A 22543-nucleotide genomic window follows, 5' to 3' on the forward strand; every position below is an offset into this window, starting at 1 on the left:
CTCACCGCCCCGCCGGTGCGGCGGGGGTGCCGCGCAGGATGGAGTTGCCCTCGTGGGTGGCGGTGGCCTCGGTCTCCTCGCTGTCGAGGTCGAGGTCCAGGCGGCCGCTGAGCCCGTAGAAAGCGACCGGGTTGCGCCACAGCACCTGGTCGACGTCGTCCTCGGTGAAGCCCTCCGCGCGCATCAGGTCGCCGACCTTGCGGGTCTTGAGCGGGTCGCTCCTGCCCCAGTCGGCGGCGGAGTTGACCAGGACCCGCGCGGGCCCGTATTCGCGCAGGATCGCGACCATCCGCTCCTCGTCCATCTTGGTGTCGGGATAGACGGAGAAGCCCAGCCAGCAGCCGCTGTCCTTGGCCTCCTTGACCGTGGTCTCGTTGAGGTGGTCGACCAGAACGCGGTCCAGCGGCAGCGCGGACTCACCTACCACGTCGAGGGTGCGGCGCAGTCCGGCCAGTTTGTCGCGGTGCGGGGTGTGCACGAGGGCGGGCAGGCCGTGGTCGGCGGCGAGCTGCAGCTGGGTGGCGAGGGCGGTGTCCTCGGCGGGGGTCATCGAGTCGTAGCCGATCTCGCCCACGGCCACGACGCCGTCCTTGACGAGATAGCGCGGCAGCTCGTCCAGGACGGGGGCGCAGCGCGGGTCGTTGGCCTCCTTGGGGTTGAGGGCGAGGGTGCAGTGGTGGGCGATGCCGTGCTGGGCGGCCCGGAACGGCTCCCAGCCGAGGAGGGAGTCGAAGTAGTCGTAGAAGCTGGCGGGCGAGGTGCGCGGCTGTCCGAGCCAGAAGGACGGCTCGACGACGGCGCGCACCCCCGCGGCGTACATGGCCTCGTAGTCGTCGGTGGTGCGGGAGGTCATATGGATGTGCGGGTCGAAGATGCGCATCAGGACTCCTCACGGGTCAGGGCGCGGGTGGGGGCCGTCGCGGCTGTCGGGGACGTCAGGGCCAGTACGCGGTCGAGATCGGCGGGCACGGGGCGGCCGGCGGCGGTGCGCTCGCGGGCGTAGTCGGTGAGCATGCGGGCCAGCTCGGTGTCGCCGCGCGCCCGGCGCTCCCATTCGGCGACGGCGGTGAGCGGGACGCCGGTGAACAGGCACTTGAGCACGGCCTGCCGCCAGCTGTGCGGCGAGAGGTGGCGAGCGGCGTACGGGCCCACGGCGGCGGCCACGAGCCGGGTGTCATTGGTCCGCAGGGCGTCCTCGACGAGCGGGACGGCGTCCGAGGCGTCGAGACGCAGATGCGGTAGCGCGAGGAGCACGGCGCGGCGCTCGGCGCCGGTGCCCTGCGCGTACAGCCTCGCGGCGGTCGCCGCGTCCGCGTCGGCGGCGTGGAGGAGCAGGATGCGGGCGGCGTCGGGGAGGTCGTGGGGGGTGGGGTCGCCGGGGGCGGGTCGGGCGCTCCGGACGTGGCGGCCCGCGGAGGCGAAGTCCAGCTCCCAGCGGGCGGGGCCGGAGGCGGAGCGGGGGCCGGAGGCGGAGCCGGAATCGTCCGCCTGGGGCCCGGCTTTCGCCGCCTCCGTCAGGGCCCCGTCCAGCCAGGCGCGTCCTGCCTCGTCCAGTCGCCGCTCCACGGCGGCACGCAACTCGGTCGGGGTCAGCACCGGACGCCTCCCTCGATCGCGGCCCGTTCGGCGTCCTGGAGGAAGCGCAGGGAGGTGCGGGCCAGTTCGGGACCGGCGTGGGAGTGGCGGGGCAGCTCGACGCCGACGAGCCCCCGGTACCCCGCGGCGCGCAGCGCCCCCAGGACCGGCGGGAAGTCGATCTCCCCCTCGCCGAACGGCAGATGCTCGTGCACCCCGCGCCGCATATCCTCGATCTGCACATGCCGCACCCAGGGCGCCGCCGCGCGCACGCACTCGGCGGGCGGGTCGGGCTCCAGGCACTGGCAGTGGCCGATGTCGAGGGTGAGGCCGAGGGCGGCCGGGTCGCCGAGGGCCGTGCGCAACCGGTGGAATCCGGCGAGGTCGGCGAGGAGATGCCCCGGCTCCGGCTCGATCGCGAGGGCCACGCCCGCCGCCTCGGCGGCGACGACCACCGGCCCGAGGGCGTCCGCCAGCCGCCGCCACGCCGTCTCTTCGGACTCGCCGGGCGGCAGCACCCCGCTGAAGCAGTGCACGGCCGGCGCCCCGAGATCGGCCGCCACCCGCACCGCCCGCAGCAGCAGATCGACACGGGCGCCGCGGGCCTCGGGATCCGGGTCGAGCAGGGTGGGGTGGTGCTTGCGCCGGGCGTCGAGAACGTACCGGGCGCCGGTCTCGATCGCCACGCCGAGGCCGAGCCGCTCGAGGTCGCGGGCGACGTGGCGGGCGCGGGAGGCGAGGCCCGGGGCGAGCGGGTCGAAATGCATATGGTCGAGGGTCAGCGAGACGCCGTCGTAGCCGAGGTCGGCGAGCAGGGCGAGGGCGTCGGTGAGGCGGAGGTCGGTCAGACCGTTGGTGCCGTAGGCGAAGCGCAGGGGTTCCGGGCGGGGACGGCTCATGTCGCGCTGACCTTTCTCGACAGCCGTCGGGCGACGGGCATCAGCGCGAGCAACCCCGCCGCCGTCCGGTGCGCCCCGGCGCGGGAGGCGAGCACGGCCTGAAGCGGGATCATCGCGCGGATGCCGCTGCCGACGGCGCGCTGGAGGAAGTACGGGGAGGGGTTGAGCGCGGCATGCGCCAACGGCCGGGCGACCGTGGCCACATACCCGCCCGCGAGCACGGCACCGGCGACGGCCGCGAAGCGGCCGGCCGCCGCGCCGGGCAAGGCGATGGTCCCGATGTTCCGGGTCGGCGCGGCCCCGGCACGGCCGCCCACGAGGCCGACCCCGGTGACGGCCGCAATGCGGCTGAGCGGACGCGTACGCTCGGCCGCCGCGCCGCGCGAGGCGATGGTCAGGGGCAACCGTGCCCCGGCACGCGGCCCGCCCGACCGACCGCCACCGGTGGCCGCCGTAGCGAGCCGCCTCGCGGCACCACCGCCCCGTGCCCCGAGCCCGCCCGGCGGACCGCCATGCCCGGTGCCCGCCGCAACCGCCACGCGTCGGCCCGCCACGACCGCGGCGACGAGCCGCCTCGCCGGACTGCCGCGCCCTGCCCGTACGCCCTTGCCCCGCGCGAGCTCGTGGGCGACGGCGGCCGTGGTGCCCTGGACGACGGCCGCCGGGCCGGGCACGGCGGTCCTGGCCGAGGCGGCCGCGCTCCAGCTCCACCCGTGGGCCGGGCCCCGGTCAACGGCGCCGCCGACAACCGGACCACGCCCCGAGGCAGCCCCCCTACCGAGCGCCGCACCTACGGCAGGGCCCGCCTGTGCGAGGGCGCGGCGAGGGACCCACCGCCAACCAAGTCGGTTGCCCTGGCCCGAAGAAGCCGGGGCGGTCAGGGCCCCGGCGAGTCGCCGAGCCGGACCACCGCGGCGTAGCCCTGTGCGGGAGGGCTCCTTGGTGAGGGCCGCCGTGGCGCCTGCGGCTGTCAGGCCACCTGACGGGGTGCCGTGGCGGCTTGGCGTGGTGGTGTCATTCCCAGCCGCGAGCGGTGCACGGTGGCCTGCCCCGGAGGCGTGCCCTGCGGCGGGGGCCGGGCGTCTGGTCGCCGCCCAGGCGATCGCCGTGCCCACCGCGAGGGCCCCGAGAGGAGCCGCCGAGGAGCCGCCGACGGCCTCCCGGCGGGAGACCGTGGTCACCGCGAGGGTGTGGGCGCCCAGGAGGGCGGCCGGGGGCAGGGCGGAGCGCAGGGCGGCGGGGGCGGGGGCGGAGGCGGTGGCGCCGAGGAGGAGGTCCAGCGCGCGGGCGGCGGCCATGGCGGGCGGGCCCGCGGGGGTGTTCTTCAGCCCCAGGTCGTATGCCCACACCGTGCCCGCCAGGGCCGTCGCCGTGGTGAGGGCCGGGCGGCCCGCGGCGGCGGCGCAGAGCAGCCCGGCGGCGGTCAGCCCGGTCGCGGCGGTCAGCGCGGCGCCCGGGGCGATACGGCCCGACGGCAGCGGGCGGCCGGGGCGTTCCACGGCGTCGATGTCCCGGTCCGCCCAGTCGTTGAGCGCCATTCCCGCCTCGTACAGGCACAGGGACGCGCAGACGGCGAGCGCGGTGCCCCGGTTGGGGCCGCACCGGGCCGCGGCCGCGCCCGCCAGGGCGTCACCGGGCACCGTGAACAGGGCCGAGATCCGGAGCAGTTCGGCCCAGTCGCCCCAGTTCCCCCAGCCCCCGCGCTCCCCCGCCGTCCGCGTCATGAGCGGCCCCGCAGCCGCCCGGCGAGGCCGACCAGCGCCGCGTACTGCTCGGCGAGGGCGGCCGGGCCGCCGTCCGGGTCCTTGAAGTAGAAGCCGAGTTCGGGGAGCGGCCCTGCGAGGCCGAGCTCATGGGCGCGGGCGGTCAGCCGGGCCAGGTCGAGGACGAGCGGTGCGGCGAGGGCCGAGTCGCAGCCCTGCCAGATGGTCTGCAGAACCATCCGGGAGCCGAGGAAGCCCTCGAAGGCGACGTGGTCCCAAGCGGTCTTCCAGTCGCCGAGCGCGGGCACGTTGTCGATGTGCAGCTCACCGTCGGGGAGTTCGCCGAGGGTGTCGGAGAGGACCCGTGCCTTCCCCGCGTTCTTGGCCGCCGCGGCGCCCGGGTCGGCGAGGGCGGCGCCGTCGCCACCGCCGAGGAGGTTCGTACCGGACCAGCTCCGTACGGCCAGCGCCCGCTGGGCGAACATCGGCGCGAGAACGGACCGCAGCAGCGTCTGCCCGGTCTTGCCGTCGCGCCCCGCGTACGGCAGTCCGGAGCGCTCGGCGCGCTCGCGCAACCGGGGGTGGTGGAGCCCGGTGGAGGGGGTGAAGTTGACGTACGGGCATCCGGCGCGCAACGCGGCGGCGGCGTAGAGGGAGCTGGGCGGCAGGGTGCCGGGGTCCTCCGGAGCCGCTTCGGTGGAGGCGACGTTGACGACGACGGCGCGGGCCAGCCCGTGCGTGCGGAGGAAGTCGGTGAGGTCGGCCGCGAAGGCCGCGATCAGCTCCTCCTCACCGCGGCCGTCACCGGGCTGCGGCCCGCCGGGGCGGACGGCCGTGTCGGCGGCAGCGAGTTCGGCACGTACGGCGGCGGGCAGCCCATGCGGCAGCACCCCGTCGGCGGCCAGCGCCTCGGCCCGCTTGGGCAGCGGGGTCGTGGCGGTGTCATGGCCGCCGAAGACGAGGTCGGCGAGTGTGGGAAGGCCGCTGTCCGCGAACGGCGCGGTCTCGGTGAGCATTCCGGTCGCCGGCTGCAACCCCCCGGCGACGGCGGCACAGCCCGCCACGGCGGTGGTGGCGACGGAGCCGCGGGCGCCGATGAGCCAGACCCCCGTACGGGGTGCGTCGCGGGGTGGGGTGATGTCGTCGGGGCGGGTGGTCACTGGCTGCCTCCCGGGTGGGCGTGGGTTGCGCATGTGGTTCGGGTGCCGCGAATTGGCGTTCGCGGCGGCGGTACGTGGGCGGCGCCGGTTCGGTCGTGTCGTACGGGAGTCGGGGTCGGGTGGGTCGAGGCCGAGGTCGGGTGGTCGGGGTGGTCGGGGTGGTCGGGGTCGGTGGGTCGGGGCGCGGAGCCCCTCGTGCGGTCGGGAGCTCCCCGCCAAGCCCCGGGGCCACCGGGCCCGGGCCCCGGCCCGGAGTCCCGGGGTGGCCGGGACCCGGACGGGCGGCCCGGGCAGACCCCAGCCCGAGGGCCGGAGCCGGGGCGGGTGGGCCCCGGCGTCCTGCCCCCGGGTGGGTGGTCGAGGTGGCGGCGGGAGGAGGCGGCGTACTCCTGCCCGCCGCCACGCCGCCCCCACGGCTCCCCTCGGGCCGTCGGGACGGCGAACCGGGGCCGCGCCTAGCGGTGGTGGTGACCGCCGCCCCTCACCGGCAGGTCCTTGACGCGGATGTTGCGGAAGGTGACCTCATCCCCGTCCCCGTGGTTCTGGATGCCGACGTAGCCTTGGAGCAGGCTGCGCGCCGGGTCGGGGTTGGTGAAGTCGTTGATCTGCACGCCGTTCAGCCAGATCCGCAGCCGTTCGCCCTCGACCCGGATCTCGTAGGTGTTCCACTCCCCCGGCGGGTTCAGTGCCGCGTCCCGCTTGGCGAGGTCGGCGGACTGGAAGCCGTAGACCGAGCCGGTGGTGTGATCGGGGGTGTCGGTGGCGTCGATCTGCACCTCGTAGCCGTTGTCGACCGCCGACCAGGGGTCGTCGGAGGCCGGGAAGCCCACGAAGACGCCGGAGTTGTCGTCGCCCGCCATCTTCCAGTCCAGCTTGAGCGAGTACGCGTGCAGCTCGCGCGCCTCGTACCAGAGCATGCCCATGCCGCCGGTGGAGGTCAGGGTCCCGGCGGCCGGGTCGAGGGTGAACGCGCCGGGGCCGGCCTGCTTCCAGCCCGCCGTGGAGCTACCGTCGAACAGGCTCTGGTAGCCCTGTTCGGGGCGGCAGTCGGCGTGCGCGGCGCCGGTGGCGTAGCGGATGCCGCCGAGCAGGTGCTGCCGGAAGGCGGGGTCGGCGTAGGACTCCTTGGTGTGGCCGAAGCCGGTGTAGAAGGCGCGGCCGCCCTGGTACTCCTGGCACCACGCGATCGGGTGGTCCTCGCCCATCGACCCGCCCTGGTACGAGGACTCGTCGAGGGTGGCGAGGACATGGGCCCGCTCGCGGGGGTTGGTGCGGTAGTTGTACCACTCGTCGGTGCGGTCCCAGGTGGCGCCCAGGTGCGCGGTGGCGGGGTGGGCGCGGTCCTCAACGTCCACGGTGGCGGGCTGGATGGCGGGGTGCGACTGGAAGTACGCGCCGGCCAGGCCGCCGTAGAAGGACCAGTCGTACTCGGTGTCGGCGGCGGCGTGCACACCGACGTAGCCGCCACCGGCCTGGATGTAGCCCTCGAAGGCGGACTGCTGGGTGGCGTCGAGGACATCGCCGGTGGTGGAGAGGAACACCACCGCGTCGTAGCGGGCGAGGTTGTCGGGACTGAAGGCGGCCGCGTCCTCGGTGGCGTCGACGGCGAAGCCGCCCTGGGCGCCGAGGTCCTGGATGGCGGCGATGCCGTCAGGAATGGAGTCGTGGCGGAAGCCCGCGGTCTTGGAGAAGACCAGGACGCGGTCGTCCTCGGCCGCGGGCGAGGACGTGGCGGACGCCGCGGGGAGGGCCATGGCGGCGAGCAGGAGTGCGGCCGCCACGACCGCGACCCGCCCGGTGGCACGGGTCGTACGCGTCGTACGGGTCGTGCCGGAGGCGCGGTAAGCGCGCGAGAGAGGGAAACGCCGTCTCGGTCCGGGCGGTCCGGACGGTGTGGGGGAAAGGTGCGAGTCCATAAGCGTCGGGCTCCTTGTTCCCGGGCCCCGGGGCCGGGGGCGGCCCGACGGCCGCCCCCGGCGCCGGTCGTCAGCCGGTGCCGATGGTGAAGTCGTCCACGTCGAAGAGCGCTCCCGCGCCGCCGGTGAACACCAGGTAGAGCGTGGTGGTCTCGGCCGGCGGGTCCTGCAGTGGCGTCGTGACGTCCTGGAAGGTCTCCCAGTCGCCGGTCACCGGCACGGTGGCGCTGCCGAGCAGCGTGCCGGTCGGGGATCCGGCGCGGACCTCCAGCGTGCCGCCGGCGCCCGCGGAGGAGACGCGCGCGGTGAAGTCCTTGGCATTGGCGAGCAGGTAGGGGCTGAAGGCGATCCAGTCCCCGTTCTCGATGTTGCCGACCGTCTTGCCGCCGTTGGCCGGGGTGTGGTTGATCACGTCGACGCCCTGGGAGTCGCCGTAGTGTTCGGCCTGCCGGTGCTTGGGCTGGACGATGTTCTGGTCGTGGGTGGTCAGCGGCGGCTGGCCGCCCGCGCCCTGGTCGGTGTACTCGGCGTCGAAGACCCCGAAGATGTTGGCGTTGGGGTCGTGCTCGCTGTCGGCGGACGTCTGGAGGGTGCCCTCGCAGCCATTGGCCGAGGTGACCGGGTGGCCGTGGCTGTCGTGGCCGAGGATGTGGGTGACCTTCACCTTGGAGCAGTCGACCGTACCGTCCTCGGGGTCGGTCACGGTCACCTTGAACGGCACCTTGTCGCCGAAGGTGAACAGCTGCCCGTCACCGGGCAGTTCCAGGGTCACCTTCGGTGCGGTGTTGCCGACGGTGACATGCGCGCTGGCGGTGCCGGCGAGCCCGCCGGCGTCGGTGGCGGTCACCGTCGCGGTGTAGGTGCCGTTCTTGTCGTAGGTGTGGGAGGGGTTCTGCTCGGTGGAGGTGGCACCGTCACCGAAGTCCCACGCGTAGCTGAGCTGGTCGCCGTCGGCATCGGTGGCCTTGGCGGTGAACTCGGTGGTCAGCGGGGCCTGGCCGCTGGTCACCGAGGCGCTCGCATCGACGATGGGGGCGTGGCCGCCGGTGGCGTTCTCGATCCGGAACAGGGCGGAGTTCTCGTCGCCGTTGAAGTAGCCGGTGCCGTAGTCCAGGACGTACAGGGCGCCGTCCGGGCCGAAGGCCATGTCCATCACCTGGGTGCCGGACCACGGGAAGTCGTTGATCTTCTGGACGGTGCCGTCGGTGCCCTGCTCGATCCGCTTGATCCAGCGGCGGCCGAACTCGCCCGCGAAGAAGTTCCCGTCGTAGCTCTCGGGGAACTTCACCGGGGAGTCCAGCGAGGCGTCGTAGCGGTAGACCGGGCCGCCCATCGGGGACTCCGAGCCGTTGCCGAACTCGGGCACCGAAGCGCCGTCGTAGGGGATCCACGCCTCTTGGGCGGGCGGCAGGTCGGTGAGGCCCGTGTTGTGCGGGGAGGTGTTCTTCGGGGCGGCGCAGTCGAAGGCGGAGCCGGAGGCGCCGGTGGCGAAGTCGTAGTCGACGTAGGCGTCGTTCTTGCCGGTGCAGTACGGCCAGCCGAAGTTGCCCGCCTTGGTCACCCGGGCGAACTCCACCTGCCCGCCGGGGCCGCGCTTCGGGTCGGCGGCGCCCGCGTCCGGTCCGTAGTCGCCGACGTAGACGGTGCCGGTGGGCTTGTCGACGCTCAGCCGGAAGGGGTTGCGGAAGCCCATCGCGTAGATCTCGGGCCGGGTCTTGTCGGTGCCCGGCGCGAAGAGGTTGCCGTCCGGGACGGTGTACGAGCCGTCGTCGGCGACCTTGATGCGCAGGATCTTGCCGCGCAGGTCGTTGGTGTTGGCGGCCGAGCGCTGGGCGTCGTAGGCCGGGTTGCGGTCGGATCGCTCGTCGATGGGCGAGTAGCCGTCGGAGGCGAACGGGTTGGTGTCGTCGCCGGTGGACAGGTACAGATTGCCCTGCGCGTCGAAGTCGATGTCACCGCCGACGTGGCAGCAGATGCCGCGGGAGGTGGGGACCTCCAGCACCTTCTTCTCGCTGGCCAGGTCGAGGGTGCCGTCGGTCTTCAGCACGAATCGGGACAGCCGGTTGAGGCCGTCGAACTTGGCGAAGTCCGCCGGGGTGCCGTTGTCGGGGGCGTCGCCGGCGGGGGTGTCCAGCGGCGGGGCGTAGTACAGGTAGATCGCGCGGTTGTCGCTGAACCCCGGGTCGACGCCGACGCCCTGGAGCCCTTCCTCGTCGTGGGTGTAGACCGGGATCTTCCCCGCGACCGTGGTGTTGCCGCCCGCGTCCGTCAGCCGCAGGGTGCCGTCGCGGGAGGTGTGCAGCACCGAACGGTCGGGGAGCACCGCCAGGGTCATCGGCTCGCCCATCTCGGGCTCGCCCTTGGCGAGGGTGACCTGCTGGAACTCCTCGGCGGCCGGGGTCGGTTGATCCGCACCCGCCGGCGGAGCGGTGAGCGCGAGCCCCGCGCCGACGAGCAGGGCGCTCGTGACGAGCGCGAGGGGCCCGCGCAGTCGAAGCCTTTTCCTGTGCACGCTGATCCTCCGTGGAAAGAGGGGGGTGTACGGGCGGGCCGTCAGGCCGCCGTGACTGGCACAGGCGCGCGCCGTCGCGCCGGGATGACCGGTCCGGGGCGAGGGGCCCCTATGTGACCGGTACATCTCAAGGACCGTAGCGGTGTTTGTCCGGTCCGGAAACCCCTTTGACGCAAAGTAGGCCCCTCTTCATCCACGGGCAGGACAAAGCTGGGTGGGGGCACGGAGTGCGGTCCCCCACCCAGGGGCCCTTCGGGCGGGTCTTCGATCGCCGGACGGGCCGGGCTACTTCTCCCCGCCTCCGAAGGCCGCGTCGAACGACGCCGTCGGCGGGTCGAAGTCGAAGTGCTTCAGCCGGGCCAGCGCCTCCGGGGCGCCCGTGAGCCGGTCCATCCCGGCGTCCTCCCACTCGACCGACACCGGACCGTCGTAGCCGATCGAGCGCAGCATCCGGAACACGTCCTCCCACGGCACATCGCCATGGCCCGCCGAGACGAAGTCCCAGCCGCGGCGGGGATCGCCCCAGGGCAGATGGGAGCCGAGGCGGCCGTTGCGGCCGTCCAGCCGCTTCCGGGCCTCCTTGCAGTCGACGTGGTAGATCCGGTCCCGGAAGTCCCACAGGAAGCCGACGGGGTCCAGGTCCTGCCAGACGAAGTGGCTGGGATCGAAGTTGAGCCCGAAGGCGGGGCGGTGGCCGAGCGCCTCCAGGGCCTGGTGGGTGGTCCAGTAGTCATAGGCGATCTCGCTGGGGTGCACCTCGTGGGCGAAGCGCACGCCCTCGGCGTCGAAGACGTCGAGGATCGGGTTCCAGCGCTCGGCGAAGTCCTCGTAGCCCCGCTCGATCATCCCCGGCACCACCGGCGGGAACATCGCCACCAGATGCCAGATGGAGGAGCCGGTGAAGCCGATGACGGTGCGGACCCCGAAGGCGGCCGCGGCGCGGGCGGTGTCGGCCATCTCCGCGGCGGCCCGCCGCCGGACGCCCTCGGCCTCGCCGTCGCCCCAGATCCGGGCGGGCAGGATGGCCTTGTGGCGCTCGTCGATGGGCGAGTCGCACACGGCCTGGCCGACCAGATGGTTGGAGATGGCGAAGCACTTCAGGCCGTACTTCTCCAGCAGACTGTGGCGCCCGTCCAGATAGCCGGGCTCGCCGAGCGCCCGGTCCACCTCGAAGTGGTCGCCCCAGCAGGCGAGTTCCAGGCCGTCGTAGCCGAAGTCGCGGGCCAGCCGGCAGACCTCCTCCAGGGGAAGGTCGGCCCACTGGCCGGTGAAGAGCGTGAAAGGTCTGGGCATTCCGGCCTCCTGTCTCAGACGGGTACGGGGGTGTAGACGCAGTTCTTCTCCGCGCTCTCCTCGACGGCGGCGAGCACCCGCTGCACCTGCAGCCCGTCCTCGAAGGACGGCTCGGGTCCGGTCCCCTCGGCGACCGCGAGCACCATGTCCCGCGCCTGGTGGACGAAGGTGTGCTCGTAGCCGAGGGCGTGGCCCGGCGGCCACCACGCGTCCAGGTAGGGGTGCTCGGGCTCGGTCACCAGGATCCGGCGGAAGCCGGAGTCGGCGGCGGGCTGGGTGTGATCGTGGAAGGACAGCTCATTGAGCCGTTCCAGATCGAAGGCGAGCGAGCCGTGATCGCCGTTGAGCTCGATCCTGAGCGAGTTCTTACGGCCCGCGGCGAAGCGGCTGGCCTCGAACGACGCCACCGCACCGGAGCCGAACCGTCCGGTGAACAGCGCCGCGTCATCGACCGTGACCGGTCCGCGCGCCGCCCCGCCCGCCCCGGAGCCGCCGAGCCCCGCCACCGCACCGGCGGGCAGCGGCCGCTCCCGGATGAACGTCTCGGTGAGCGCCGAGACGCCGATCAGCCGCTCCCCCGCCAGATACTGCGCCAGGTCGACGATGTGCGAGCCCAGGTCGCCGAGCGCGCCGGAGCCCGCGTACTCCCGCCGCAACCGCCACACCAGGGGGAACTCCGGGTCGACGATCCAGTCCTGCAGATAGGTGACCCGTACGTGCCGCAGCACGCCGAGCCGCCCCTGCGCCACCATCCGGCGGGCGTACGCGATCGCGGGCGCGCGGCGGTAGTTGAAGCCCACCATCGCCACCTGTCCGCGCTCCCGTGCCCGCCGCGCCGCCTCCACCATGGCCTGCGCCTCGGTCACGGAGTTGGCGAGCGGCTTCTCGCACAGCACGTGCTTGCCCGCCTCCAGGGCCGCGATGGCGATCTCGGCATGGCTGTCGCCGGGGGTGCAGACGTCGACCAGTTGCACATCGTCCCGGGCGATCATCGACCGCCAGTCGGTCTCGGCCGCGGCCCAGCCGTGCCGGTCCGCGGCGGCCCGTACCGCGTCCGCGTCGCGCCCGCAGATGGCGGACATCACGGGGCGCGTGGGCAGGTCGAAGACTCGGCCGACGGTACGCCAGCCCTGGGAGTGTGCGGCGCCCATGAAGGCGTAACCGACCATGCCGACGCCGAGCGTCTTCGCTTCAGGACTTTCCATGGGACTCCTTCTGACGATCGCAAACCGACGCGAGGTGGGGGGTCTGGCCCTCTATCGGGCTCAGCTGAATCCCGTGGGGAGGTATTCGTCCACGTTGTCCTTGGTGACGACGGCGGAGTAGAGGGTGAGGGAGGCCGGGATCTCCAGCTCCGCGAGGCCGCCGACGCCCTTGCCCTGGCCGAGCGCGCGGGCGAGGTCGATGGCGGAGGCGGCCATGGTCGGCGGGTAGAGCACGGTGGCCTTCAGCACGGTGTTGTCGGCCTTGATGGCGTCCATGGCGTGCTTGGCGCCCGCGCCGCCGACCATGAGGAAGTCATCGCGCCCGGCCTGCTTGATGGCACGCTCGGCGCCGACGCCCTGGTCGTCGTCGTGGTTCCACAGGGCGTCGAAGTCGGAGTGGGCCTGGAGCAGCTGCGCCATCTTCGACTGGCCCGACTCGACGGTGAACTCCGCGGCCTGGCGGCCGACCTTCTTGATGTTCCGGTAGTTCTTCAGGGCGTCGTTGAAGCCCGCGGTGCGCTGCCGGGTCAGCTCCAGGTTGTCGATCCCGGCCAACTCGATGACCTTGGCGTTCTTCTTGCCCTTGAGCTGCTCGCCGATGTACTGCCCGGCGTTGAAGCCCATGCCGTAGTTGTCGCCGCCGATCCAGCAGCGGTACGCCTGCGGGGAGGCGAAGACGCGGTCGAGGTTGACGACCGGGATGCCCGCCCGCATCGCCTTGAGCCCGACCTGGGTCAGCGCCTTGCCGTCGGCGGGCAGGATGACCAGGACGTCGACCTTCTTGTTGATGAGGGTCTCGATCTGCCCGATCTGCTGGGCGGTGTCATTGGAGCCCTCGGTGATCTCCAGCGTGACGTCCTTGTACTCCTTGGCGCGCCGCTTGGCCTGCTCGTTGATGGCGTTGAGCCAGCCGTGGTCGGCCTGGGGCCCGGCGAAGCCGATGGTGACCGCCTTACCGGGCTTGTCATTGGCGGTGTTCGCGGCCTGCTTGCTGTTCTCGTCGCTGTCGTTGTTCTCGTTGCTGGTGCACCCGGCGGCGAACAGCGCGCCCGCCGCGGCGGTGCCCAGGAGCAGGTTTCTGCGACTGGTGGGGGAGGAGCTCTGTGGGAACCTCATGGCGTCGAACGACCCTTCTGTACCAGGACGGCGGCGACGATGATCGCGCCCTTGGCGATCTGCTGGACATCGCTCTGAAGGTTGTTCAGGGCGAACAGATTGGTGATGGTGGTGAAGACGAGGACGCCGAGGACGGAGCCGGTGATGGTGCCGCGGCCGCCGCTGAGCAGCGTGCCGCCGATGATCGCGGCGGCGATGGCGTCGAGTTCGTACAGGTTGCCGTTGGTGTTCTGGCCGGAGCCGGTGAGGACGACCAGCATGAAGGCGGCGACACCGCAGCACAGTCCGGAGAGCAGATACAGCATCAGCCGCTGCCGTTTGACGTCGATGCCCGCGAGCCGGGCCGCCTCGGCGTTGCCGCCGATGGCGACGGTGCGTCGGCCGAACGTCGTGCGGTTGAGCACCAGCCAGCCGAGGACCGTGACGGCGGCGAAGATGATCACCAGCGGCGGTATGCCGAGGACGTAGGAGTCCGGGAGCCCGAGGTCCAGGACCGGGTCGACGGTGACGACCTGGGTCCTGCCGTCGCTGATCAGCAGGGCGAGACCGCGGGCGGAGGCGAGCATCGCGAGGGTGGCGATGAACGGGACCATCCCGCCGTACGCGATGAGCACCCCGTTGACCAGTCCGCAGCCGAGCCCCACCAGGACCGCGCACAGCAGGATGCCGCCGAGTCCGTAGTCCTGGGTGGCGATCGTGGTGGCCCACACCGAGGCGAGGGCGACCATCGCGCCGACCGACAGATCGATGCCGCCGCTGGTGATGACGAAGGTCATGCCGACGGTGACGACGCCGATGACGGACGCCTGGGTGAGCACAAGCTGGAGGTTGTCGGTGCTGAGGAACTCATCGGGCTTGGTGAAGCCGCCGACGGCGATCAGCACCGCCAGCACCCCGACGAGGGAGAGGTTGCGCAGGTCCGCAAGGCGCCGCAGCCTGCTCAGCGGATCGGTGCCGGTGCGGCCGGCCGGCGGTTTGCCGACCGGGCCGTCCGTCAGCGTGGCGCCCGCGCCCGGTACCGGGGCGGGGTCGGCCGGGGGGCTGGACGCCGGCCTGCTCCCGGGTGAGTTCACGACGGGCTCCCTTCCATGACGAGATCGAGGACGCGGTGCTCGTCCAGCTCCCGCGCGGGCGCCGTATGGACGACGCGGCCCTCGCGGAGCACCAGCACCCGGTCGGCGAGGCCCAGGACTTCGGGCAGTTCGCTGGAGACGAGAAGGACGGCCATGCCGTCGTCGGCGAGTCGGCGGATCACGGCGTACAGCTCGGCGCGGGCGCCGACGTCCACCCCGCGCGTCGGCTCGTCCAGCAGCAGCGCCCGGCAGCCGCGCAGCAGCCAGCGGGCCAGCACGGCCTTTTGCTGATTGCCGCCGGACAGGGTCCGCACCGGCCGCTCCGGGTCGTCGGGGTGCAGCGACAGATCGCGGACGCACCGGCGGGCCGCCGCCCGCTCGGCGCCGCGGTCCACCCACCCGGCGCGGGAGAAGCGGGGCAGCGAGGAGACCGAGACATTGCGGGTGACGGACTCCAGCATCAGCAGCGCCTGCGCCTTGCGCTCCTCGGGGGCGAGACCGAGCCCGGCGCGCACGGCGGCGGTCACGCTGCCGGGGCGCAGCGCGCGGCCGTCCACCAGGACCCGGCCCGAGGTGGGGCGGCGGGCGCCGTAGACGGTCTCCAGGATCTCGGACCGCCCGGAGCCGACGAGTCCGGCGAGCCCGACGATCTCGCCGGGCGCCACTTCGAGGTCGATCGGCTCGAACTCCCCCGTCCTGCCGAGGTTCTCCAGCCGCAGCACGGGCGTGGCGCCGGCGGCCGGAGGTGCCGTGGTGCGGCGCGGGAACGCGTACTCCACGTCCCGGCCCGTCATCAGGGCCACGACCTCGCGGGTCGGGGTGGTGTGGGCGTCCAGCCCGCGGGCCGCGGCACGGCCGTCCTTGAGCACGGTGACCCGGTCGCCGATCCGGCGGATCTCCTCCAGCCGGTGCGAGATGTACACGACGGCGACCCCGGCGGCGGTGAGATCGCCGACGATGCGGAAGAGGTTGTCGACCTCGTCGGGGTCGAGGGCCGCGGACGGCTCGTCCATCACGATGAGCTGGACGTCGTGGGAGAGCGCGCGGGCCATCGAGACGATCTGCTGCCCGGCCGCGGACAGCTCCCCGACCAGCCGCCCCGGGTCGATCTCGGGATGCCCGAGCCGGGCCAGGAGCGCGGCGGCGGCGGTGCGGGCCGCACGGGAGTGGACGAAGCCGGCGGTGGCCATCTCATGGCCGAGGAAGACGTTCTCGGCGACGGACAGCCCCTCCACCAGGTCGAGTTCCTGGTAGATGGTGGCGATCCCCAGGCGCATGGCGGCGATGGGCGACTTGAGAGTGACTGGTGCCCCTCGCCAGAGGATCTCGCCGCTGTCGGGCTGATGTGCCCCGGCGATCACCTTGATCAGGGTGGACTTGCCCGCGCCGTTCTGGCCGAGCAGACAGTGCACCTCGCCCGCTTCGACATCGAGGTCGACGCCGTCCAGGGCCCGTACGCCGGGGAAGGACTTGGTGATCGCGGACATGGTGAGGAGCGGGCGCGGGTCGGGTGGTGCCGGTGCCATGGCTGGCCTCCTCGGCGGTTCGCTCGATGCGGTGCGGGTCGCTGGGCGTGCCGGAGCCGCTGCGGACGCGCGGCGGGGCTGGGGCTGGCGCTGGGTGGAGCGGTGACGTGGTGCCGTGGTGGGGTGCGGGGCGCGCCGGGGTACGGCGCGCCGCCACGGTGGTGCCGGGTGGTGCGGCTCGGTGGTGCCGGGTGGTGCGGCTCATGCCTCGACATGGCGTGCGTCGAGGGGCGGTGCGGATGCCGTGCTGCTGCGCTGTGCCGAGGTACGGACCGGCCGTGGCCGGGCTGGATCCAGGCCGTCAGGCCGGGGAGAAGAGGTGGTCGCTGATCAGGCGGGCCGCGCCGGTGACCCCGGCGGCCGGGCCGAGTTCGCCCAGCACGATGGGGAGGTTGCCGGTGGCCAGGGGCAGGGACTGGCGGTAGACCTGGGTCCGTATGGCGGCGAGCAGCGTATGGCCGAGCCCGGTGACACCGCCGCCGATGACCACCAGACCGGGGTTGAAGAAGCTGACGAGCCCGGCGATGACCTGGCCCGTGCGGGTGCCGCCCTCCCTGATGAGGTCGAGGGCGGTCGCGTCGCCCGCCGACGCCGCGGCGGCGACGTCCGTGGCGGCGAGGCTGCCGACCTCCTCCAGCCGGGCGGCGAGTTCGGTGGACCGGCCGTCGCGGGCGGCCGCCTCGGCGTCGCGGGCCAGCGCCGCGCCGCCGAAGTACGCCTCCAGGCAGCCGTGGTTGCCGCAGGCGCAGGGGCGGCCGTCGGGTTCGGCCTGGATGTGGCCAATGTCGCCCGCGCTGCCCGTCGTACCGCGGTAGACCTCACCGCCGACGACGATCCCGCAGCCGATACCGGTGCCGATCTTCACGCAGAGGAAGTCCTTGACGGAGCGGGCGACTCCGGCGTGCTGCTCCCCCATCGCCATGAGGTTCACATCGTTGTCGACCATCACCGGGCAGCCCAGCTCCTGGCTGAGCGCCTCCCGTACGGGGAAGCCGTCCCACCCCGGCATGATCGGCGGTGCCACGGGTACGCCCTCGGGGAACCGCACGGGGCCGGGCACTCCTATGCCCGCCCCGTCGAACCCCTCGGCCACCCCGGAGGCCCGGAGCTTCGCGGCCATGTCCAGCACCTGCTCGAAGACCGCGACGGGTCCCTCGCGCACATCCATGGGCTGGTTGAGATGGCCGAGAATCTCCAGTTCGGCATTGGTCACGGCGACGTCCACGGAGGTGGCGCCGATGTCGACGCCGAGCAGCCGCAGTCCGGGCGCGAGCCGGATGTTGTGCGAGCGCCGGCCACCGCGCGAGGCCGCGAGCCCGTCCGCGGCCACCAGCCCGGTCTCCAGCAGCCGGTCGATCTCCACGGCGAGCTTCGAACGCGAGAGATCGATCTGATCGCCCAGCTGAGCACGGGAGTTGGGGCCGCCGTCGCGCAGCAGACGGAGCAGTCGTGCCTGATGCGCGTTGGCCGGTCGTGCCGTCATGCGCCTCACGCTGCCCCTCCCGCCGTCATCGGCATCCACGTCACCGGGCTTTCACGGGGAACGTAGCAGCGGTTGTCGGGGGTGGGAAGAACTTGCGCCGCAATTGGCTACGACTTTCTCCTGTCGCAGGACAAAGCCGAGTTGATTTCGGGACAGCATGGGGAGACACCGGCTCGGGAGCGCGGGACCGGCGAAAGGGTTCGGCCACTCCGGCCACTACGATCGGCGATCATGGAGATAGCGGCGTACATCTTGCTCATGGCCCTCGTTCTGCAGTATCCGCTGCTGGAGTCGAGGATCAAGAAGATCCAGCGCAGGGCGGACCGTATCGAGCACAAGCTGGACCTGATCCTCGACCACCTGGACATCCAGGTGGTCGGGCCCGACCTGCGGCGGGTGACGGCCCTGCTGCGGGAGGGCAAGAAGTTCGAAGCCATCAAGGCCTACCGGCAGCTCACCGACGCCGATTTGAAGGAGGCCAAGGAAGCGGTCGAGCGCATGGACGCCACGCGGGGATGACGCCACCCGGCAACGGCCGGTCCGGCGGAGGGGTCAGGACCGCTCGCGGTCGTGGTACGTGCGGCGGGTGTGTTCGGTATGGGCGCGCATGACGGCCGTGGCCCCGTGTTCGTCGCCGGCGGTGATGGCCGCGATCAGCTCGCGATGCTCGATCCAGGACTGCTTGCCGCGCTGGCGGGCGACCGGGGTGTAATACCAGCGGACCCTGCGGTCCACCTGGGCGGCCAGCTCGGACAGGACCGCGTTTCCGGCCAGCTCCATCACCTTGGCGTGGAATTCGGCGTTCGCCGCGACCGCGCCGTCCACATCGTCGTCCAGCACCGCGCGCTCGCCCTTCGCGCACAGCTCCTCCAGCGCGGCGATCCCGGCCGCGTCGGCCCCCGCGGCGGCCAGCCGGGCGGCCTCGGCCTCCAGGAGGGTGCGCACCGTGAGGAGCTGATCGGCCTCCTCCTCGGTGGGCTCGTGGACGAACGCGCCCTGCGCGGGTCGCAGATCGACCCAGCCTTCGGTGTTGAGCCGCTGGAGGGCCTCGCGCACCGGCTGACGGGAGACCCCGAGCTGCCCGGCGAGCTCGCTCTCCACGAGGTGCTGGCCGGGGCGGAGGGCGCGGGTGGTGATGAGTTCCAGCAGCGCCTCGTAGACGCGCTCGCGGAGTGGACCGGGCCGCTCCAGCTTCGGTACCGCGCCGTGCGGCAGTCCCCTGGACAGCATCGCGCCCCCTCTGGCTCGCCGTTCACCGGTGCCCGGATTGGTTATTGTCTACAGTTTACCCATCCCGTCCACGCGGTCGACACATCCCAGGCGCCTCGACGTCTAGTCATTGACTCGTTGAATCCTTAAAGTCCGGGCACATGCTCACCAATGATCGACTCGGCCCGTTGCACCGCTCGCGCACCCTGGCCCCACCGGGCTGGAGCCGCTGGCTGGTGCCACCGGCCGCCCTAGCCGTCCACCTCTCCATCGGCCAGGCATACGCCTGGAGCGTGTTCAAGCCGCCCCTGGAGTCCTCCATGGACCTCTCGGGCACGGCCAGCGCACTCCCCTTCCAGCTGGGCATCGTGATGCTCGGCCTGTCCGCCGCCTTCGGCGGGACGCTCGTCGAGCGCAACGGCCCGCGCTGGGCGATGTTCGTCTCCCTCGTGTGCTTCTCCTCCGGCTTCCTCGTCGCCTCGCTCGGCGCCGCCACCAGCCAGTACTGGCTGGTCGTCCTCGGCTACGGCTTCATCGGCGGGATCGGTCTCGGCATTGGATACATCTCCCCCGTCTCCACGCTCATGAAGTGGTTCCCCGACCGGCCCGGCATGGCCACCGGCATCGCCATCATGGGCTTCGGCGGCGGCGCGCTCATCGCCTCGCCCTGGTCGAGTTGGCTGATGGAGCGGTTCGGCACCGACAACGGCGGCATCGCCGCCACCTTCCTGGTGCACGGCCTGACGTACGCGGTCTTCATGACCCTCGGCGTGCTGCTGGTGCGGGTACCGGCCGACGGCTGGCGGCCCGCCGGCTGGGAGCCGCCGCAGGAGCAGGGACACATGGTCAGCGCGGCCGACGTCTCCGCGCGCAACGCCCTGCGCACCCCGCAGTTCTGGTGTCTGTGGGTGGTGCTGTGCATGAACGTGACCGCGGGCATCGGCATCCTGGAGAAGGCCGCGCCCATGATCGGCGACTACTTCAAGGACACCGACACCCCCGTGACCGCCACCGCGGCGGCCGGTTTCGTCGCCCTGCTGTCGGCGGCCAACATGGCCGGGCGGCTGGTGTGGTCGTCCACGTCCGACCTCATCGGGCGCAAGAACATGTACCGGATCTATCTGGGCGTGGGTGCGCTGATGTATCTGGCCATCGCGCAGCTCGGGGACTCCTCCAAGCCGCTGTTCGTGGTGTGCGCGCTGGTGATCCTCTCCTTCTACGGGGGCGGCTTCGCGACCGTTCCGGCGTATCTGAAGGACCTGTTCGGCACCTATCAGGTGGGCGCGATCCACGGCCGGCTGCTCACCGCGTGGTCGGTGGCCGGAGTCCTCGGCCCGTACATCGTCAACAAGGTGGCCGACCACCAGGAGGAGGCGGGGAAGACCGGCCCCGGGCTGTACTCGCTCTCGCTCACCATCATGATCGCGCTGCTGGTCGTCGGCTTCATCGCCAACGAGCTGGTACGGCCGGTCCATCCGCGCTTCCACGAACCGGCCCCCGCGACAGCCGAGGCCGAGGCGGCGCCCGCCGAGAAGGGAGCGGACCGATGACCGAACCCACCAGCAACCGCACCGCGCTGACCGTGGTCGTCTGGGCCTGGGTCGCGGTGCCCTTCGGGTACGGGGTCTACGAGCTCATCCGCAAGGCCACACAGCTCTTCACGGGCTGAGCTCGCCTTACCGGCCTCACCGGCCGGACTCGCTGTAGCGGCCGAGCTCGCTTCCCCCGTGAGCTCTCTTCACCGGCCGACGTCCCATCGCCGCCCGAGGCCCCAGCACCGGCGGACGGGAGGGGGGTTGAGGTGTCGTTCGACTCCTTGACCCCCTCCTCGGGCATACTGTATTCAATATTCTGTCGACGATACCCGGACGTTCGGTTCTCTCACGTCGCACCGCGGCGTGACCGCCGTAAGGAGCCCGTCGTGGCCCGTAACCGCCAGCGCAACCGACAGCAGAAGCAGTACCCCCGGCTGACCCACCCCCTGGTGCGGGATTCGGTCAGCGGTGAACTCCGCCGTGCCTCCTGGGACGAGGCGCTCAGCCGGGCCACCGCCGGGTTCCGGGCCGTGACGGCGGCCCATGGGCCCGACGCGTTCGGCATGTTCTCCTGCGCCCGCGCCACCAACGAGATGAACTACGTGGCCCAGAAGTTCGCCCGGGTGGTGATGGGCACCAACAACGTCGACTCCTGCAACCGCACCTGCCACGCACCGAGCGTCGCGGGGCTGTCCGCCGTCTTCGGCTCCGGCGGCGGCACGTCGTCGTACGCGGAGGTCGAGGACACCGATCTCATCGTGATGTGGGGCTCCAACGCCCGCTTCGCGCACCCGATCTTCTTCCAGCACGTCCTCAAGGGCATCCGCAACGGCGCCCGGATGTACGCCGTCGATCCGCGCCGCACCTCGACCGCCGAATGGGCCGAGAGCTGGCTGGGGCTCAACGTCGGCACCGACATCCCGCTCGCCCACGCCGTGGGCCGCGAGATCATCCACGCGGGGCTCGCCAACCGCTCCTTCATCGAGCGCGCCACCAGCGGCTTCGAGGAGTACGCGGCCCATGTGGAGCCCTGGACACTGAGCGTCGCGGAGAAGGTCACGGGCGTCCCCGCGGACGCCATCCGCGATCTCGCGCACGCCTACGCCACCGCCGAGCGCGCCCAGCTGTGCTGGACGCTCGGCATCACCGAGCACCACAACGGCACCGACAACGTCCGGGCGCTGATCAACCTGTCCCTGCTGACCGGCCATGTCGGCCGGTACGGCTGCGGGCTGCAGCCGCTGCGCGGCCAGAACAACGTCCAGGGCGGCGGCGACATGGGCGCCATCCCCAACCGGCTGCCCGGCTTCCAGGACATCCTGGACCCGCCCACCCGGACCAAGTTCGAGCGCGCCTGGGACGTGGTCATCCAGCCGCGCTACGGGCTGAACCTCACCGAGATGTTCGAGGCCATGGAGGCCGGCGAACTGCGCGCCGTCTACTGCATCGGCGAGAACCCGGCCCAGTCCGAGGCCGACACCGAACAGGCCGTCCGGCGGCTGGAGTCGCTGGAACACCTGGTGGTCCAGGACATCTTCCTCACCAGGACCGCCGAGCTGGCCGATGTGGTCCTCCCGGCGACCGCCGGCTGGTGCGAGACGGAGGGCACCACCACCAACAGCGAGCGCCGCGTCCAGCGGGTGCGCAAGGCCGTGGAGCCGCCGGGCGAGGCGCGCGAGGACATCGACATCATCTGCGAGCTGGCGCGGCGGCTCGGCCACGACTGGAAGTTCGAGGGCGCGGAGGAGGTGTGGAACGAACTGCGCGCCGTCTCCCCCGACCACTTCGGCATGACCTACGAGCGGCTGGAGGAGCACCAGGGCATCCAGTGGCCCTGCCCCAGCACCGACCGCCTCGAGCCCGCCTATCTGCACGGCCGTCTGTGGGAGAGCGATCCGGCGCGGCGCGGCGACCTCGCCCCCTTCGGCCCCGTGAAGCACGATCCGCCGGTCGATCTGACCGATGACGCCTATCCGATCCGGCTCACCACGGGACGGCGCCTGGACTCGTACAACACCGGGGTGCAGAGCGGGGGTTTCGCCTCTCCGCTGCGGCGCGGCGAGTACATCGAGCTGTGCCCGGAGGACGCGGCCCGCTACCGGGTGGAGGCCGAGGAGCGGGTGCGGGTCACCTCGCGGCGCGGCTCTGTGGTGGCACCGGTGTGGATCGATCCCGGGCTGCGGCCGGGGCTCGCCTTCATGACCATGCACTTCCCCGACGAAGTGGACACCAACTCCCTGACGATCGAGGCGAACTGCCCCATCGCCGGGACGGCGGAGTTCAAGGCGTCGGCCATAAGGATCGAGAAGATTCCCGTGACCGCCGTAAGGAGCTGACC

Annotated in this window: 17 protein-coding genes and 1 pseudogene; 4 read left to right on the top strand and 14 right to left on the bottom strand. The window is 72.4% G+C overall.

The features are described from left to right. Position 1: 1 nt before the first annotated feature. The 13 genes and pseudogenes from ACFYOY_RS14865 to ACFYOY_RS14925 form a co-directional block, all read right to left on the bottom strand. On the bottom strand, positions 2 to 880 hold the full coding sequence (locus ACFYOY_RS14865; RefSeq protein ID WP_388587312.1) for a TatD family hydrolase: 879 nt from the start codon (positions 878 to 880) through the stop codon (positions 2 to 4). Then, positions 880 to 1596 carry an EboA domain-containing protein gene (locus ACFYOY_RS14870; protein WP_388587315.1) on the bottom strand — a complete coding sequence of 239 codons (717 nt, stop codon included), beginning with the start codon at positions 1594 to 1596 and terminating at the stop codon, positions 880 to 882. Before ACFYOY_RS14870 ends, ACFYOY_RS14865 begins: the two co-directional genes overlap by 1 nt. After that, entirely contained in the window at positions 1590 to 2474 is an 885-nt protein-coding gene (locus ACFYOY_RS14875; RefSeq protein ID WP_351878204.1) for a sugar phosphate isomerase/epimerase family protein, read from the bottom strand. The genes ACFYOY_RS14870 and ACFYOY_RS14875 overlap by 7 nt, the downstream gene beginning before the upstream one ends. A 968-nt stretch (positions 2475 to 3442) precedes the next feature. Continuing rightward, positions 3443 to 4198 (bottom strand): annotated as a pseudogene (locus ACFYOY_RS14880) (SCO3242 family prenyltransferase); the annotation flags it as partial. Then, the gene (locus tag ACFYOY_RS14885) at positions 4195 to 5370 is read right to left on the bottom strand and encodes an inositol-3-phosphate synthase (RefSeq protein ID WP_388587318.1); all 1176 of its coding nucleotides are present in this window, start codon (positions 5368 to 5370) and stop codon (positions 4195 to 4197) included. The gene ACFYOY_RS14885 and the pseudogene ACFYOY_RS14880, both read right to left, overlap by 4 nt. A gap of 422 nt (positions 5371 to 5792) precedes the next feature. Next, positions 5793 to 7091 carry a ThuA domain-containing protein gene (locus ACFYOY_RS14890; protein WP_388587626.1) on the bottom strand — a complete coding sequence of 433 codons (1299 nt, stop codon included), beginning with the start codon at positions 7089 to 7091 and terminating at the stop codon, positions 5793 to 5795. A gap of 232 nt (positions 7092 to 7323) precedes the next feature. Further along, positions 7324 to 9765, bottom strand: coding sequence for a PQQ-dependent sugar dehydrogenase (locus ACFYOY_RS14895; protein ID WP_351878213.1), 2442 nt, complete (start codon positions 9763 to 9765; stop codon positions 7324 to 7326). Positions 9766 to 10050: 285 nt separating this feature from the next. Then, positions 10051 to 11058, bottom strand: a complete 1008-nt coding sequence (locus ACFYOY_RS14900) for a sugar phosphate isomerase/epimerase family protein (protein WP_351878216.1) — start codon at positions 11056 to 11058, stop codon at positions 10051 to 10053. A 14-nt stretch (positions 11059 to 11072) separates the two neighbouring features. Then, a complete protein-coding gene (locus tag ACFYOY_RS14905) occupies positions 11073 to 12263 on the bottom strand; it encodes a Gfo/Idh/MocA family oxidoreductase (RefSeq protein WP_351878219.1) in 1191 nt (396 codons plus the stop codon). Between the two features lie 60 nt (positions 12264 to 12323). Continuing rightward, a complete protein-coding gene (locus ACFYOY_RS14910) occupies positions 12324 to 13379 on the bottom strand; it encodes a substrate-binding domain-containing protein (protein ID WP_351878222.1) in 1056 nt (351 codons plus the stop codon). After that, complete coding sequence (locus ACFYOY_RS14915) at positions 13376 to 14452, bottom strand: ABC transporter permease (RefSeq protein ID WP_351878225.1); 1077 nt, start codon at positions 14450 to 14452, stop codon at positions 13376 to 13378. The genes ACFYOY_RS14910 and ACFYOY_RS14915 overlap by 4 nt, the downstream gene beginning before the upstream one ends. After that, entirely contained in the window at positions 14449 to 15978 is a 1530-nt protein-coding gene (locus tag ACFYOY_RS14920; RefSeq protein ID WP_351878228.1) for a sugar ABC transporter ATP-binding protein, read from the bottom strand. Before ACFYOY_RS14920 ends, ACFYOY_RS14915 begins: the two co-directional genes overlap by 4 nt. Positions 15979 to 16279: 301 nt before the next feature. Further along, positions 16280 to 17461, bottom strand: coding sequence for an ROK family transcriptional regulator (locus ACFYOY_RS14925; RefSeq protein WP_351878231.1), 1182 nt, complete (start codon positions 17459 to 17461; stop codon positions 16280 to 16282). A 231-nt stretch (positions 17462 to 17692) separates the two neighbouring features. Between ACFYOY_RS14925 and ACFYOY_RS14930 the strand changes: the two genes are divergently transcribed. Continuing rightward, positions 17693 to 17980, top strand: a complete 288-nt coding sequence (locus tag ACFYOY_RS14930) for a hypothetical protein (protein WP_351878234.1) — start codon at positions 17693 to 17695, stop codon at positions 17978 to 17980. A gap of 33 nt (positions 17981 to 18013) precedes the next feature. Here the strand turns inward: ACFYOY_RS14930 and ACFYOY_RS14935 are convergent, their stop codons facing one another. After that, positions 18014 to 18691, bottom strand: coding sequence for a GntR family transcriptional regulator (locus tag ACFYOY_RS14935; RefSeq protein ID WP_351878237.1), 678 nt, complete (start codon positions 18689 to 18691; stop codon positions 18014 to 18016). A 140-nt stretch (positions 18692 to 18831) separates the two neighbouring features. Between ACFYOY_RS14935 and ACFYOY_RS14940 the strand changes: the two genes are divergently transcribed. The 3 genes from ACFYOY_RS14940 (at position 18832) to ACFYOY_RS14950 (ending at position 22541) form a co-directional block, all read left to right on the top strand. Then, a complete protein-coding gene (locus tag ACFYOY_RS14940) occupies positions 18832 to 20220 on the top strand; it encodes an OFA family MFS transporter (RefSeq protein WP_351878240.1) in 1389 nt (462 codons plus the stop codon). Further along, positions 20217 to 20339: a hypothetical protein gene (locus ACFYOY_RS14945; protein WP_351878243.1), complete on the top strand. Its 123-nt coding sequence runs from the start codon at positions 20217 to 20219 to the stop codon at positions 20337 to 20339. The genes ACFYOY_RS14940 and ACFYOY_RS14945 overlap by 4 nt, the downstream gene beginning before the upstream one ends. 252 nt (positions 20340 to 20591) lie before the next feature. Beyond that, the gene (locus ACFYOY_RS14950) at positions 20592 to 22541 is read left to right on the top strand and encodes a molybdopterin oxidoreductase family protein (RefSeq protein ID WP_388587327.1); all 1950 of its coding nucleotides are present in this window, start codon (positions 20592 to 20594) and stop codon (positions 22539 to 22541) included. Positions 22542 to 22543 lie beyond the last annotated feature (2 nt).

This window comes from Streptomyces sp. NPDC007875, assembly GCF_042868035.1.
GTDB lineage: Bacteria > Actinomycetota > Actinomycetes > Streptomycetales > Streptomycetaceae > Streptomyces > Streptomyces antimycoticus.